A 16,854-nucleotide genomic window follows, 5' to 3' on the forward strand; every position below is an offset into this window, starting at 1 on the left:
TAAAGTGTCTTCATCAGGATGTCCAAGATTAAAGGATTCACACGATAACAACGGAAGTTTTCTGAGAATTATCCATTACCAACCTCAACTAAATAACTAGCAACTGGACTGAATAGGGAAGTTCTTCTAGTCTTCCCTATTAACGATATTTTAAAAACACATTGTTAACCTAATGTGGAGTTGCTAAAATCTTTTCAATAGATGAGAAAATCAATATCAAATTATGACTAATATACCTAATCTACCTCCTAGTCCTTACATCATAGGCAAGCCGATTACAGACCCCAAAAAATTTTTTGGGCGGGAAGATTTATTTTCGTTGATTTCTGATAATCTTCTCAATAATGACCAAACTTTATTGTATGGACAAAGACGTATTGGTAAATCTTCTATACTGAATCTAATTCCTAAAAAGATAGGTGGCGATGAATTTATTTTCATCAATTTTGATTTTCAAGCAATAGGGAAATTATCTAATGCTGAAATTTTATCGAACATTGCCCATGAAATTTTAGACAAACTAGAATTACCACAAGACCACTATAATTTGTTAGAACATTTGGCAGAAAATATAAAACAAGATTTTCACAATTTTGATCGTGAGTTTCTAGATCAAGTTTATCGAAACATTGGTAACAGAAAAATAGTTTTTCTTTGGGATGAATTTGATGTTTTAACTGAAAGAAATAAAGAACAAGAAACAGGAATATTTTTAGAGTACATAATACATCTATTAAACACAGATAACAGATTATCTATTATTCCCGTTGTAGGGAGACATATAAATAGATTAAAAACCTTAGCTTCTTTCTTTAAGCAAGCAGCTTATAAAGAAATTGCTTTGTTGGACAAAGAAAATACCCAAAGGTTAATTACTAAACCCACAGAAGGCATTTTAACCTATCCACCAGAAACCATAGATACCATCTTTAATATCTCTGCTGGAAGTCCCTATTTTACCCAAGTTATTTGCGATACTATTTATGGTCAAGTACGTGATAACTATCAAAACAACCCCAATGATGATTTACGGACTATCACTCCTCAAAATGTTAAAAATGTTATAAACCAAGCAATCGAAGCAGGAAAAGGTGGTTTAGCTTGGTTCTGGGATGGATTGAATTTGCAGCAGCAAATAATTATTGCAGCAGCAGCAGAGGCTCAAGAAATGGCTATCATAAACAATCAATCTGTTATTGAAGAACCACTAACATTATTAACCAAGAAATATGGTATAAAAATAACACAAGATTTAACAGGCGCATACGACCAATTATCTGAGTATGGTTTTTTAGATGGGACAAAACAGAAAGTAAAAATAGAGTTTGTCCGTCTTTGGTTAGTGAAAGAACATCGCTTAAAAGATGAAATTACTAAATTGGAGACAATTAACCAGGAATATGTTGATGATATTTTCTCATTCGCAAAAAAGTATAATCAAGAATCATTAAGTTTTTACCAGCAAGCCTTAAAAGCTAATCCTAACAATTTTAAAACTGTAATATATTTGGCTCAAGAGTATTTAAATATACAAAATATAGATGAAGCTATTAATCTATATAAGAGAGCCTATCAATTTTATTCTCAGACTAATAATTATCAACAACAAGAAGCAATTTTACAATATTTACTATCTCTAGCTCAACAAAAATCACAAGCTCAAGATTTTGAGCAAGCATTAGAAATTTGTACGATGGCTGACCAAATTGATAGTGAACAAAGTAAAGATGTTCTAATAGAAGTAAGAGAAGATTATGGACATGAACTAATACTTAAAAGACAATGGGCTAAGGCAGAAGAACAGTTTGAGTTTGTTTTACAAATTAATCCTAATAGGAAATCATCTAAACACAAATTAGCAGAAATTCAAACGCTGAAATCTAAAACGAAGCTTACCGTTGAAGAGGAAAATTCTGCATCTGTCAATATAAATACTAATACAATTTCAAACTGGCTGAACTGGGTTTTAAGATTTAGAGGATTTCTAGGAGGATTAGCTATAATTTTGCTTCTGGGTTTTGGTGGTTATACAGTATTTTTTAGCAAGCCTTGTCCAGTAGGAGAAAAAAAAGAATTTGGGTTTTGGTGTGTAGTAGATAATAGTAGAATTAGTCGGGGCGATCGCACTTTCTTCCCTAACATTTCCAATAGGTTTAGAGATGAGGGTATTCAAGCATTCCAAAAAGGTGATTATCAACAAGCTGCTAATTTATTTAAACAAGCTGTAACCGCAAATCTAAATGATCCAGAAGTGCGTATTTATTATAATAATGCCCTAGCACGTCAACAAGGTTCTCCTTTTACTTTCGCGGTAGTTGTACCAATAGACAATAAAAATACCAGTGAGGGTCAAGAAATATTGCGTGGAGTAGCAGCAGCACAAAATCAATTTAATCAGAATAAAGGTTTCAATGGTAGATTGCTAGAGATTGTGATTGCTAATGATGGTAATGCTAATAATGGGAATACTAAAGATGGGAATACTAAATATGTAGAACAAGTAGCTCAACAATTAGCAAATGATTCTTCAATTTTGGGGGTAATTGGACATAAGTCTAGTGATGTTACAAAAATTGCACTACCAGTATACGAAAAAGCTGGATTACCTCTTATTTCTGCCACTAGCACCAGTGTTTTACTCAATAATCCAGTTTTCTTTAGATCAGTTTATTCAGATGAAAGTGCAGGTCAAAAACTAGCCGAGTATGCTTATAAGCAAATGAAATTAAAAAAAGCCGTAATTTTTGCTAATCCTAACAGCCCATATAGTAACAGCATCAGAGAGGTATTTACAAATACGTTTGAAAAATTAGGAGGTAAGGTAGTTCGTAAACCCCTAATTGATTTAACTGCTACTACCTTTGACCCGGAAAAAGAAGTTGCCAAAAGTGTATATACTGATAAAGCAGAAGCTGCTCTTTTATTTCCAAATCCAGATACAACTGATATCGCCATTAATATAGTTAAAGAAATTACCAACAGAAATGCAAGATTAAAAGCGCAAAATTTTCCCATACAAGAAGTAAAAATGTTGGCTGGAGATACCCTTTATAACTATAATCAAACCATAGTTAGAGGTGGAAAAGATGTAGAAGGTTTAATAATTGCAATACCCTGGTTTAGAGGAACATCAGCAGCAGAAGAGTTTGCTAAAAAATCAAAAGAACTATGGGGAGGAGATGTTAGTTGGCGTACAGCTACTAGCTATGATGCTACACAAGCATTTATTAAGGCTTTATCAAACAATGCCTCTCGTCAGACAGTATTAGAAAGATTAAAAAACGTTAATCTTACCGCAAATGAAACGTCAGGCTACCCATTTCAGTTCACAGAGAACAGAGAGCGTCAGGGAGAATCAATACTTTTACAAGTTAAGGACGGTAAATTTGTAGAAATTGAATCAAGATGATTAATTCATTTGGCGGATGTACTTATATAGAAATATTATAGAAATTAAGTTAAGATAGTTAATTTGGCAGATGTAATAGGTGTTTTTAGAGGTATGATGGAAATATGAATACTTCTTTCAAGCCTCAAAAAAATCCGTATGTTCTTGGCCGCCCAGTTAACCAAGCGTTGTTATTTGGGCGAGAATCGCTATTTGTGGATATTAGACACTATCTCCAACAGCATAAACAAGTAATAGTATTATACGGACAAAGACGCATTGGCAAGTCATCTGTTGTGCGTAATATCACTGATAAATTAAAAGATTTGCAAGAGAACTTTGCTTTTGTGACATTCAGTTTAGAATATTACTCTCAACAATCATTAGGTAGAATCTTAGCAGAACTAGCCAAAGAAATTATAAGCGACTTGTCATTAGAACAAGAGAATATAAAAATACCCGAAATTACAGACCTAGAGTCAGACGATGGCGTTTTTTCCAAGGAGTTTTTACCGCAAGTATATCAAGCCTTAAACGGCAAAAATTTAGTTTTATTACTAGATGACTTTGATATATTCATAAATAATCATCCAGAAATAATATTAAAACTATTTTATGAAAATTTATTTTCGATACTTCAGAATACCCAAAAACTCTTTGTAATTCTATTAATGGATCACAGATTATTCAATATTTCCAAGAAAATCAGGAGTTTTGAGAATATAGTTACTGTTAAAGAAATTAAGTTATTAGATCAGACTACTACCACAAATTTAATTAAGCAACCAGCCCAAAATATACTTGAGTATGGAGACGACGCGATTCAAGCTATTTTTAAGCTATCAGCAGGACATCCCTATTTTACTCAAGTAATATGTTTTGCTATTTTTAGTAGAGCGAGAGAAAATAATAAATTGAATGATAAAGTTAATAGAGAAGATGTAGAAGCTATTATAGACAAAGCTATTGAATTAGCAGAAGCTGGTTTATCTTGGTTTTGGGAAGAGTTTTCTATCCTTGAAAAAGTTGTTCTGTCAGCAGTTGCAGAGTCTCAACACACTTCAGAAGATTATTTAGACTTAATTAAAGTTAATAAAGCCCATCTAGATATGAATCTGATCATAAAAGCGAAAGAATATTTAAAAGAAAATGAGTTTTTAGATAAAACAAAAGATGAAAAAGTTAAAATAGAATTATTCCGTAAATGGATTTTACAAACTCATTCACTAAATGAAGAAATTATTGAATTAGAAAAATTGAATCAAAAAGAACAGCAAGGTGATGCACAATTGCCAGCAGAGTATATAAATGAAAATAATAAAACGGAACTACCCCAAATTATAGAGAATACAACAACTAACACAAGTAATATTCATTCTGAGGAGATTGAAAATCAGACTACAAGTAATCATGAGGTTAATCACGAAGTAGATACACCTCGAAAAAAACCACCGATATTAATAATAATTATTCTTGTATGTCTATCTGTTGCTACTAGTATTATCTTAGCTACCATTTATCGTTTATCTACTCAACCTTGTCCAGCAGGTGAAAAAAAAGAATTTGGGATTAGGTGTGTAGTAGATACTAGCAGAATCAGTCGGGGCGATAAAACCCTATTTCCCAACATTCCCAATAGGTTTCGTGATGAAGGGATTGAAGCCTTCAAAAAGGGTGATTATCAACAAGCTGCTAATTTATTTGAACAGGCTATAAAATCTGTTCAAAATGACCCAGAAGTATTAATTTACTACAACAACGCCCGCGCTAATAAACAAGGAAGCCCTATCGCAAGATTAGCAGTAGTTGTATCAATATCAACAAGTAATGATATAAATGATACTAAAGAGATATTACGTGGAGTAGCCCAAGCACAAGACCAGTTCAATAAAAAACATCGTGGTGATAGATTAATAGAAATAGTTATTGCCAATGATGGTAACGACCCAAACCAATCAAAACAGGTAGCTCAGGAACTAGTGAAGGATGCTTCAATATTGGGAGTAATTGGACATAGTTCTACTCGTACTACCGAAGTCGCACTACCAGAATATGAAAAAGCAAAATTAGCCATAATATCTCCTGCTGTAACTACCACATCATTAAACAACCCAGTTTTATTTAGTTCAGTTTATTCTGTTAAAGATGAAATTGTTCCTTGGTCTAGAGACACAGAGCAAACCAAAAACTTTGCCCAAGAATCCCAAACACTATGGGGAAAGGATATTAATATTAGTAATCTTACAGCCAATAGCTATGATGCTACACAAGCATTTATCAAAGCTTTATCAACTAATGCCTCTCGAGATACGATACTGGAAAATTTACAACAAGTGAACCTTCCCGCAGATGAAACTTCAGGTTATCCGCTCAAGTTTACAGATAACAGGGAGAGAGATATAAAACCTGTTCTTGTAGAGGTTAAGAATGGTAAATTTGTGCAAATTGATGAGTCAAACCCTAGTTTACTCGATTCTCCGCCGGAGTAAGCTCATCTTAACTTAAAGTGATGACGAATAATGTAATAAATTACAGATAATTGCTATTGTTCATCCTTGTGCATCAATGGACGTAAACCATTTAAACCTACTCCTATAGTAGAACCATTATGTACTACCGTCGCTGCTAAGGGGTGCATCCCCAAAGTGCTTGCTAGTCCTAATGCGGCTAAGTTGGGAATTACTGCTAAACTAATATTCTGTTTAATCACAGTTTTGGTTTCACGGGCGATCGCCATTGCATCAACAAAACTGCATGAGTCAAAGCTGACAAAAAGGTTGTGGGTAAAGAAACCCGAATCTCGGTAACAAAATCTAAAGTTAAAATTGAAGCGGATCTAGCTTAATTCCGCAAACCCTAACTATTCAAATGGACATGATATTACTTAACTTCTGTGATTTTTAAATTGTAAGGAAAATATTTCTCTTTTTCGTAAGAACCAATCCAAATTTTGTAAATACCCTCTAACCATTCTCCCACAATACCAGGATTTTTCCCATCAAAATCATCATTACACCAAATACCACCTGGTCCTTTAATCATTATAGTGGTGTCGGCCTTACTTTCCACTTGCAGTTTTAGGTAGTCAAATTTACTGAGCAGTTTTAGAGTGTGATCTGGGTCCTCATCTACAAACCCAGTACATGAACCTGTAGGAGTTTCAGTTTCTCCATTAACTTTGCTCGCTGGAACTGAACCTCCACTCATTCCCCTGACTGTCAAAGGATCAGGTGAAAATTGACGGTTAATGGTGATATCACCAAAAATAGGCGGAACTTCTTCTGCATTAACAATACTATTCATCGCTGTTGTAACACCAAGTGTAACTATCATCAACGATAATCTAATGGCTATATTAAGGGATTTTTTTGTCATTGTAATTATATTTATATTTAAGTAATTTTAAAGACAAGAATCTTTTATTTTAAGTTCCCGATATTTACAGTTATCAGGTGACTGGTGACTGGTGACTGGTGAGTGGAATAATAGGAGTTGAGAAAGAAGAATTTACAGCTATTTTCAGGTAAATAAACCACATTTTGATTTAGGTTTCGCGTCAACAATGTAGGGGCGAAGCATTCGGACAATTAATTATCGGTTTTTACCTAAGACTATCATCCGAATGCTTCGCCCTTACTGTGGTCTAAAGACATGAAAACTGCTGTAAGAATTTATTTTCCTCCCCATCACCCCATCACCCCAGTCACCTATTACCTAGCTAGTGCAGAGCTTAAACGTTGTTTATCTAAACCAATCTGATTCAGCAATAACCATGATTGAATTAGGTCTGGTCCATGTACATCCCCAGTTAAAGCTGCTCTGAGCGATCGCATTACTAAACCTTTTTTGACACCTTGCTCTTTCACGACTTGTTTAATGATGCTTTGGGCGGTATCTGCGGAAAATTCTGGTTGACTTTCCAAAGTTGTCAAAATTGATTGCAGTACAGGTTTCACCCCTTCTTGTTGCAGTTGTTGACTACCTTCTTCACTGAACTCTACCCCATCAGTAAAAAAGACTTTGGTCATGGAAACAGCATCCACTAACCGCGTTAAACTAGCAGCAATTAAACTTACCAACTGCTCTAACCAAGGACGCTCCCTAGCATCAGTAAATGTATATCCTGCTTCCTCCCAAAAAGGTATGAGCAAATCTATGAGTTTATCAACTGGCATATTATGGATATATTGACTATTAATCCAATCTAGTTTATCCCAGTCAAATTTAGCACCTGCTTTATTTACCCGTTCAAAGGTAAATTCTTTAGCAGCGTCATCTAACGTGAATATTTCCTGCGTAGAATCTGGGGCAGACCATCCCAGCAATGTCATATAATTAACTAAACCTTCCGCAGTAAAACCCATTTTCTGAAAGTCAGAAATTGAAGTTACTCCGTCCCGTTTAGATAATTTTCGTCCTTCTTGATTCAAAATTAAGGGTGTATGGGCAAATTCAGGGATTTTTGCACCCATAGCTTCATACAACAAAATCTGTTTTGCTGTGTTAGCGATATGGTCTTCACCACGAATGACATGACTAATTTGCATATCAATGTCATCCACCACTACCACAAAATTATATAGTGGTTGACCAATACCTTCAGCAGAAGCGCGAGCAATGACCATATCACCACCCAAGTCACTACCACGCCAGGACATTTTACCCCTTACTAGGTCATGCCAAACAATTTCCCGATCATCGTCAATTTTAAAGCGAATTACAGAAGAACGACCTTCCCCTTCAAAAGCTGCTTGTTGTTCTGGGGTCAAGTTACGATGACGGTTATCATAGCGGGGTGCTTCATTTCTGGCTTTTTGTGCTTCCCGCAGCGCGTCCAATTCTTCTGATGTAGTATAGCAGCGATAAGCTAAACCTTGATCTAATAATTTCTGTACTGCTGCTTGGTAGATGTGTAAACGCTGAGATTGAAAAAATGGACCTTCATCCCAGTTTAAGCCTAACCAACGCAGTCCAGTGAGAATATTATCAGTATATTCATCACGCGATCGCTCTAAATCTGTATCTTCAATGCGTAAAATAAACTTACCACCGTGATGATGGGCAAATAAATAATTAAATACAGCAGTTCTCGCTGTACCAATATGTAAATTACCAGTAGGACTAGGAGCAATACGAACTCTTACAGACACAGTTAATTCTCTCTCTCACAAAGCATTATTAATTTAACAAGTGCTGAGTGGTTGTAAACCACCGATATGGGTTATTTTCCCAGTCTGTTAAAAACAGCGTTCCTGAGAGATATTCAACATTTTCTCCCAGGAATCTAATCTCAGTGTTTTAAAACGGGACTGACGGGGCTCGAACCCGCAACTTCCGCCGTGACAGGGCGGTGCTCTAACCAATTGAACTACAGTCCCTTGCAGGTATTTGTGTTTTTCTCAACTATACTATTATTGCTTATTATTTTTTTGCTGTCAAGTAGTTGGGAGAAAAAATTGAAATTTTTTTTTCACAGGTGACTGGTCACTGGTGATTAGTGATTGGTGATTGGTGATTGGGTTATTATCCTCCCCTGCTCCCCCTACTCTCACAAGGGTAGGTATTTTACATTGTCGTCAGGGCAAGACTTGGAAGGACAGTGGACAAGGGAGGAAAACCGTACAAAATCAGATTCTCTTGGTAACAAGAACAGTCCGTCAAAATACTATTGTGCGTATCAAATCTTCCTTGTCTACCTTCCCTCCTTGTCTACCTAGTCCTGCCTTCACAGTTAATATTAAAAACCTACCCCTGTGAGATCCCCCTGCTTCCCCTACCTCCTAACCTGTGGACTGGCTTTTAGCTTCCAGATGTGCCAATATTTGAGTTTGGATTTGCTTGTACTGCTGCTTTAACAATTTTTTGCTGGTATGAGATTTAGAGGATGAAGGTAATTGCTCACTTTGTTTAACCCAAGCTTTTAACTTTTCTTTCTGTGCTGTGGCAATACTACTGCTAAGAATATTAGCGCAGTGATGGGGAGGTTCAAGGGTAAAGAGAATCAAAGAGTAAGAATTATTCGCAGCCAAAGCTGATACTAACTGAGTATTATGAGGATTTTGCATATCTAGATAGCAGGGCAACCACTTAGGACCGAGTTGCCGATGATAGAGAACAGTAGTGGGGTGGGCATACTTCGACATAGTTCGACTGCGCTCACTAACCGCTCAGTACAAGTCTTGCCCGCCCCTCCAGTACCGTATAACACCGGAAAGTGCTGTAAGTGGATCAACATCTTTAATAGATCCCCGATTTTTTGAAGAAGTCGGATATCTGGGTATGAATCTGGGTATAAATCCCCACAAAAACGGACTCCTGCCTTCGTTCAACTGTTAAGAAGCTACTGAGAAATGGGAATTCTCAGCAGACGCAATAACCGATTTAAGGGTGATTCTAGCCTGAGTTTAAAGGCTAGGATCTGGGTGCTTTGAAGTTTGTTAAAATTGTTATCACTGACTAGAATTAAGGAAGTTTGTCCATCAGGTAGTTTTGGACCAAGGGTTAAGCCTTCTATGTTGTCTAAAGCTACATCGAGAGTCTGTAAATCTAAGAGTAGTTTTTTCTCTACAGGTTTGATTTTGTTGATGTCAATGTTTGAAAGGCTGTTAATATCATGAATATCATCAGCATTTTCTAGGGAAACCTGAAACAAAGAAACCGCAAATCCCAAACCCGTAAAAGTTCTTTCTATACTCAGTAAATGTCCTTGATTATCTAAAGAAAGTAAATCTGGTAATCCACTGTCAAATCTGCCTGTAAAATTGAATAGCGGTGTAACTGGTTCTGTGATATACAGAAATTCTTTTTCCGGTTGGTTGGTGGCTAGGTTATATTGCACAATGCGACAAGGACTTCCAAAGCCAGGTTTTGCCGCTGCACCATCCTGAATGAGTGCGTTTTCAGTCGCTGTAAATAATGATTGATTATTTTCTGAGATGGTGAGGCTTTCAAAAGCTAAGTTATTACGTATACCCTGCTGACTTTTTGGAACTGACAAAAATTTATCTGGTATGGGTAATGTGGTAATAGCTTGGCCAGAAGCAAGGGAAAATTCTTTAATAAAAGGATTGATTGATTTTTGCACATCTCCTTCAGAAGCAACGAATACAGTGGCTTTGTTAGTTACAGCAATACCTTCTGTATCGGTTTCACTAGGAGGAAATTTTTGATTATTTTCATTTAATAAGGTGGTGACAGCTACGGGAATAACTCCATCTTTGGTTAATTTTCCTGTGCTGAGGTCAATTTTTAAGGTATAAAATCGAGTAGGTGCTTTTTGCCCTCTATCGTCAGAAATTGCATAATAAAGATCATTTTTAGCATCATAAGTAATTCCTGATAATCCTCCTAGTTCGGTTTTTTGGAAAGAGTATCCTGTGGGTAAGGTGGCTGCACCAATAAATTCTATATCCGTTATTTTAACTGTTGCTGAGGCAATATTACTGAAGAATATACCAATAATACTGCTAATGATAATGCTAATCGTCAAGTAAATAATGAATAATGGTTTTCTGATTTTTTTCATTAGTTGCATGGATTATTAATTTTCATTATTAATTTTCATTATTAATTCTCATGAAAATAATTGTAATTTGAGCTAATTTTTTCTCCTGAATCCTTGTTCGCGAAGCGTGGCGAAGCCATTCTCCTGACTCCTTGGCAAATTACGCTAATTTTCTAGTATATTCGGTTTGGAAAAAATTAACTAGCCAATCTTTAACTTTGCGGGTAGCACGACAGTCATCTTCGTTGTACCGTTGGATCAGTTCCAGAAAATGGCGATCGCCTGTTTCTAACCATTGATCATACCAATAAATACACTTAGCACCACTAGCTTCTTGATCACGCCATTCAAATCCTAACCAACGTGCGATCGCTTTGAGGGCATAACTTTCTATTGGTAAGGCAACACTTTCTGTTAATTGTTCATAAATATCTACAAATCTAGTCATTATAGGTTCAATTAAGGAATAAGGTGTACAATAAAGTTTCCCTAGTTTTTTCACTGTCTCGACTTCATAATTACAAAAATGGTAAATTGGTGCTTGGGGATATTGGCCAACTAAATCTAAAAATTGCTGCCAAATTAGGTTTTCTTGAGTTGGTGTTTCTGCTAAAAATGAATAAAACTTTTCTGTATTATTTTCTCTATCAACTACTAAAACCCCCAACAGATAATTTAAATTTAAATCCGGTTGGGCTTCAATATCAAAATATAACTCAATAGGGGCGGTAAATGTGAGTTTTTCTGCTGGTAAAGCAAAGGGTAAAATTAAAGGAGTTTTTGCTAATGTTGATTTTGCTTGTAATATTAATTTAGATGCTACTTGAGTATCAAAACCAGTGACATTTTCTAAAGTGCTGGGATTGGTGTTAGCGAGTGCTTCTAAAGTAGTAGTAGATAATGCTTGTAGTTGAGTGTAGCGAATTGGTGTCACACCTGGTAACAGTGAAAGATGTTGCTGAGATTGGGCGATCGCATAACAATGATTATACCAGTGACACAGATGGCATTTTTGACGGGCAATAAATACCTCTGGTGCTTCTGGCGACTCTACCACTTGAATATACTCCGCCAAAATATCCAGCATTTGTGGTGTCCATTTATCCAAGTCTACCACATAAGTTGTATCTTTATTCCGCAAGATTAACCAAGCTTCTGCTAGTGTTACTTCCTGTAATGCTCCCAAAATTTCTGCGTGAAAAGCAGCTATAACCTGATATTCTTGTTTGGGACGTTTACCTAGTTGAATATCCACAGGAACATAAACCCAGTCTCCAAAACTGGATTTTCCAGGCTGTTTGACAAGTAAATCTGGACGACTCAGTAAAGTATATTCATCTTCATAAGTGGCTAATAATACAGAATGATGTATATACTCTACACCTTGCTGCATCAGTTCTATCGTGGCTGCTGCACCTGCTTCCCAGTTTCCTGGAGGAAAAACAGGTTTGTGATATGACAGGTTATGAATTATACTTTTCTGATGAGCAATTTTATCCTGTTGCACTTTTACCAACAACTCATGGGGAATATCTCGCTGGCTATAGTCACCATGAGTATCTAAAAAAGGCCGTCGCTTACAGCGTTGATATTGGAGTAGGAGTTCAGCATTAATGATCATTCATTTAAGTTAACAACAATTGGGATATTTTGGGAGTCAGGAGTCAGGAGTCAGGAGTCAGGAGAGAAGAATATTATGAATAAATAGGGGGTTAAATAGGGGTTTTTATGCTCAATTTTCGGATTTAACATTTTAAATTTCCCATCCAAAATCTCAAATCCAAAATCCCAAATCTAAAATCCAAAATCCAAAATCCAAAATCCAAAATCTCAAATTGATATGTTATATCACCATCGGCAAAAATTTCCAGCTTTAGGGAACAAGATTTATTTTAATTATGGCGGACAAGGACCAATGCCTCAAGGGGCGATGGATGCTATCAGCCAAACTCAAGCGCATATTCAGGAAATAGGACCTTTTGGTACGGAAGCTTATCGCTGGATATCTCCCCAAATGCAATCTGTAAGGGAGGCGATCGCCTCTACCTTAAATGTACCATCTGACACTATCACCCTCACAGGTAATGTCACCATTGGTTGTAATATCGGAATGTGGGGTATTAATTGGCAAGCTGGTGATCATTTACTGCTTTCTGACTGTGAACATCCCGGAGTGATTGCCACATCCCAAGAAATTAGTCGTAGATTCGCTGTAGAAGTTTCCACTTGTCAACTCATGGCGACTTTAAACGAGGGTGATCCTGTCAGTGTTATTGCTGAAAACCTCTGCCCCAATACTCGGCTGGTAGTTTTAAGTCATGTGTTGTGGAATACTGGCCAAGTTTTGCCTATTGACAAAATCACAGAAATATGCAGAAAAAATAATTCTTTGTTGTTGGTAGATGCGGCTCAATCAGTGGGAGTTCTACCTTTAAATCTAACAGAATTGGGGGTAGATTTCTATGCTTTTACTGGACATAAATGGTTATGCGGTCCTGCGGGCGTAGGAGGTTTGTATGTACGAACCGAAGCACGGGAAATGTTGCAGCCAACATTTATAGGTTTAGATGGAGTCATCACCAATAATCAAGCACAACCAATTAATTGGCAACCAGATGGGCGACGATATGAAGTGTCTACCTTAGCAACTCCATTATATATTGCTTTAAAGGAAGCGATCGCCATTCATCATCAATGGGGAACAGCAGAGGAAAGATATCAGCAAATTTGCAGAAACAGTGAGTATCTTTGGCAAAAGTTGATAGAATTACCTAATGTCAAATGTTTAAAAAATTCCCCTCCCCAAAGCGGTTTAGTTTCCTTTTTGCTAACCAATAATCAGCCGAGTTTAAAATTAGTACAGTTTTTAGAATCACAAAAAATCTTAACTCGCACAATTGCCAATCCTAATTGTATTCGGGTAAGTGTTCATTACCTCACCTTAGAATCAGAAATTGACCAATTAATAGCAGCAATTAAAGAATTTTCTCATCTGTAGATAAGTAAGTGGGCATTAAAAATTGTCGTTATGATAAGGGAACAGGGAACAGAGAAGAGGGGGACATTTTAATTTGCGTTACAGTTACATATTTCCGTTTTTTTCTGTTCACTTACTTATACTTGTGTGAAAATTTTTACCCAATCACCAATCACTAATCACTAATCACCTCATCTATGAACCGTCCAATTTTATATATAACCATTACTAACCACGGCTTTGGCCATGCTACCCGCACCGCATCAATAGCAGCAACAATTCAAAAATTATGTCCAGAAGTGCTGTTAATTATTGTGACAACTGCACCTCGATGGTTGCTGGAATCCTACATCAAAGGTGATTTTATTCTGCGTCAACGTGCTTTTGATTTAGGTGTAGTTCAAGCTGACAGTTTGACAATGGATAAAGCAGCAACCTTAGACAAGTTAAGAGAAATTAAAAAAAATCAAAATTCGTTAATTGCTTCGGAAGTTAATTTTCTTCGCCAAAATCGTGTTAACCTCATATTGGCAGATATTCCTTTTCTGGCGGCTGGGTTTGGGAAAGCAGCAAACATTCCCTGTTGGATGATAAGTAACTTTAGTTGGGACTTTATTTATCAAGATTGGGGAGGAGAATTTACAGAAATTGCTGATTGGGTCAGTGATTGGTATACTAAAAGCGATCGCTTATTTCGTCTTCCCTTCCATACACCCATGTCTGCTTTTCCTAATATCATAGATGTGGGTTTAACAGGTGGTTCTCCCGGTTTCCCTATTGATGAAATCCGCACCATTTGGGGAATAACTACACCACCAGAAAAAACCATCTTGCTAACATTTGGAGGTTTAGGTTTACAAGCAATTCCTTATAATAATATTGAAAAATTTTCTGATTGGCAATTTATCACCTTTGATGCTTCCGCACCAGATTTACCTAACTTAATTAAAGTGCAAAATCGCCAATATCGTCCTGTTGATTTTATGCCAATTTGTAGCAGAGTAGTTTCTAAACCAGGGTACAGCACTTTTGCAGAAGCTACACTTCTAGGACTTCCTATTATTACCATCCCGCGTCATGACTTTGCGGAAGCTGATTTGCTATTAGAAGGAATTAAGAATTACAACCACCATCAAATTATCACACCAACAGAATTTTTTGATGGAACTTGGGATTTTCTTCATGACTTACCCCAACCGCCAAAACAACCACAACCCATAGCTAAAAATGGTAATGAAACTATAGCCAAAGCAGTGATAGATTATTTGAAGTCAATTTAACTAAAATTACTGAAACACTCCCAACCTAAAATCCAAAATCCAAAATCCAAAATCCAAAATCCAAAATTATTATGACACACTATCAAAAATTACTGAGAATTTCCACAACTGGCAAATCCTTTCAGAATATTACATCAAAAGTTGCCACCATAGTCGCAGAGTCTGGCGTGAAAACTGGACTTTGCACCTTATTTTTGCGTCACACTTCAGCCAGTCTAATCATTCAGGAAAATGCTGATCCTGATGTGTTAATGGATTTAGCAAATTTTATGGCTAAATTAGTACCAGAAGGCAACTATTATATCCATGATGCCGAAGGTGTTGATGATATGCCAGGACACATCCGCACAGTTTTAACTCATACCTCAGAAAACATCCCCATTAATAATGGTCATCTAGTTTTGGGAACATGGCAAGGTATTTACATTTGGGAACATCGCCAGCATAATCATACCAGAGAGTTGGTAGTTCACATTTGGGGATAATAAATGATAATAACTGATAATTATTTTACCCAAAATTAAGAAAATACAAAATTCTCTCTCTCAAAAAATATCAAAATATATTCATATACAAAATAGTCCACTTATCTGCTAAATTTACCAGTTTCACCATAGCTGAATTTGGGCTAAAATGGTTTAATCATCCTACTTAAATAAAATTACTTAAAATAATAAGTGAAAATATCTAATGAAAATTACTGATTTAATCACCTGGTTTGAAGAATGGGCAAATCCCGCTTGGTGTGAAAGCTGGGATAATTGTGGCTGGCAAATTGAGCCTGGTGTGTTAGAGGAAGAAGCACGGGTATTAGTGTGTTTAACTCCGACTTTAGCAGTGATGGCAGAAGCGATCGCTCTCAACGCTAATCTGATTTTTGCCCATCATCCCCTGATTTTTAATCCCCCCAAATCTCTACGCAGTGGGGAAGCACTAGCAGAAATGGTAAGGTTAGCTTTTACTCACAATATCGGTATCTACAGCGCCCACACAAATTTCGACCAGGTAAATGATGGCACGGCGGATGTCTTGGCACAAATGTTACACTTGCAAGCGGTATCTCCCATAGTTCCCACCCAATCTGGTTTAGGATATGGAAGGGTAGGAATGTTAGAACCAGCTTTAACATTGCAAGAATTACTCTCTACAATTCAAACTCAACTTTATCCCCCAAAATTGATTTTTTCCCCCGCAGCGAATTTACAACAGCAAATTTCACGAGTTGCTGTTTTGGGCGGATCGGGAGCAGGTTTTATTTCCGCAGTCGTGAAAACCAAAGCCCAAGCCTATCTCACCGCTGATTGTAAATTTCATCAATTCCAAGAAAGTAGAGATCAAGGATTAATTTTAATTGATGCTGGACATTATGCCACTGAACGCCCAGCGTGCGATCGCTTGGTACAAAAATTCCAATCACTAAATTTAAATTGGGTGCAGTTAAGTCAACAGGATGAAGATTTCCGCCAATTTTTACCGTGAGCAAAGATTTTTTAAGTTGTCATTTTAGATACTAAGTTTTCCTTCCTTCATACAATCCTCATTGTATAATTCCATACTTACAACATTATTGACGAAATTTGAATAATTGTATTTTTTGAAACTTAACATTTTTCAGTGCGTAGATAAAAGCCTTTAATTATAAAGGATTTCTGTTTTTTAATCGTGATTGAGGTAACAACTTTTCCCCTACTGTGGTTCTGTTTTG

General features: G+C 36.4%; 11 protein-coding genes, 1 tRNA gene and 1 pseudogene. 6 read left to right on the plus strand and 7 right to left on the minus strand.

Annotated features, from left to right (window positions below):
* Positions 1–223: 223 nt before the first annotated feature.
* Together K2F26_RS03375 and K2F26_RS03380 are read left to right on the plus strand one after the other, a co-directional pair.
* Positions 224–3,409, plus strand: coding sequence for an ABC transporter substrate-binding protein (locus tag K2F26_RS03375; protein WP_220610349.1), 3,186 nt, complete (start codon positions 224–226; stop codon positions 3,407–3,409).
* Between the two features lie 104 nt (positions 3,410–3,513).
* A complete protein-coding gene (locus tag K2F26_RS03380) occupies positions 3,514–5,877 on the plus strand; it encodes an ABC transporter substrate-binding protein (RefSeq protein ID WP_220610350.1) in 2,364 nt (787 codons plus the stop codon).
* 53 nt (positions 5,878–5,930) lie between these two features.
* Here the strand turns inward: K2F26_RS03380 and K2F26_RS03385 are convergent.
* The 7 genes and pseudogenes from K2F26_RS03385 to K2F26_RS03415 form a co-directional block, all read right to left on the minus strand.
* A pseudogene (locus K2F26_RS03385) lies at positions 5,931–6,140 on the minus strand (hypothetical protein); the annotation flags it as partial.
* 128 nt (positions 6,141–6,268) lie between these two features.
* Complete coding sequence (locus K2F26_RS03390; protein ID WP_220610351.1) at positions 6,269–6,763, minus strand: hypothetical protein; 495 nt, start codon at positions 6,761–6,763, stop codon at positions 6,269–6,271.
* A gap of 335 nt (positions 6,764–7,098) precedes the next feature.
* Positions 7,099–8,538, minus strand: a complete 1,440-nt coding sequence (gene gltX / locus K2F26_RS03395; protein WP_220610352.1) for a glutamate--tRNA ligase — start codon at positions 8,536–8,538, stop codon at positions 7,099–7,101.
* A gap of 154 nt (positions 8,539–8,692) precedes the next feature.
* A tRNA-Asp gene (locus K2F26_RS03400) sits at positions 8,693–8,766 on the minus strand.
* 402 nt (positions 8,767–9,168) lie between these two features.
* A complete protein-coding gene (locus tag K2F26_RS03405; RefSeq protein WP_220610353.1) occupies positions 9,169–9,531 on the minus strand; it encodes a hypothetical protein in 363 nt (120 codons plus the stop codon).
* A 197-nt stretch (positions 9,532–9,728) separates the two neighbouring features.
* Positions 9,729–10,922, minus strand: a complete 1,194-nt coding sequence (locus tag K2F26_RS03410; RefSeq protein ID WP_220610354.1) for an esterase-like activity of phytase family protein — start codon at positions 10,920–10,922, stop codon at positions 9,729–9,731.
* A gap of 130 nt (positions 10,923–11,052) precedes the next feature.
* Positions 11,053–12,513 (minus strand): TM0106 family RecB-like putative nuclease, encoded by a 1,461-nt coding sequence (locus tag K2F26_RS03415; RefSeq protein ID WP_220610355.1) that lies wholly within the window; start codon positions 12,511–12,513, stop codon positions 11,053–11,055.
* A gap of 219 nt (positions 12,514–12,732) precedes the next feature.
* On the opposite strand from K2F26_RS03415, the gene K2F26_RS03420 reads away from it, so the two are divergent.
* The 4 genes from K2F26_RS03420 (at position 12,733) to K2F26_RS03435 (ending at position 16,628) form a co-directional block, all read left to right on the plus strand.
* Positions 12,733–13,890 carry an aminotransferase class V-fold PLP-dependent enzyme gene (locus K2F26_RS03420; RefSeq protein ID WP_220610356.1) on the plus strand — a complete coding sequence of 386 codons (1,158 nt, stop codon included), beginning with the start codon at positions 12,733–12,735 and terminating at the stop codon, positions 13,888–13,890.
* Positions 13,891–14,066: 176 nt separating this feature from the next.
* On the plus strand, positions 14,067–15,149 hold the full coding sequence (locus K2F26_RS03425; protein WP_220610357.1) for a glycosyl transferase: 1,083 nt from the start codon (positions 14,067–14,069) through the stop codon (positions 15,147–15,149).
* Between the two features lie 71 nt (positions 15,150–15,220).
* Positions 15,221–15,634, plus strand: coding sequence for a secondary thiamine-phosphate synthase enzyme YjbQ (locus K2F26_RS03430; protein ID WP_220610358.1), 414 nt, complete (start codon positions 15,221–15,223; stop codon positions 15,632–15,634).
* Positions 15,635–15,839: 205 nt separating this feature from the next.
* A complete protein-coding gene (locus tag K2F26_RS03435; RefSeq protein ID WP_220610359.1) occupies positions 15,840–16,628 on the plus strand; it encodes a Nif3-like dinuclear metal center hexameric protein in 789 nt (262 codons plus the stop codon).
* Positions 16,629–16,854: the final 226 nt, after the last annotated feature.

Source organism: Sphaerospermopsis torques-reginae ITEP-024, assembly GCF_019598945.1.
In the GTDB taxonomy this organism is placed as follows: domain Bacteria; phylum Cyanobacteriota; class Cyanobacteriia; order Cyanobacteriales; family Nostocaceae; genus Sphaerospermopsis.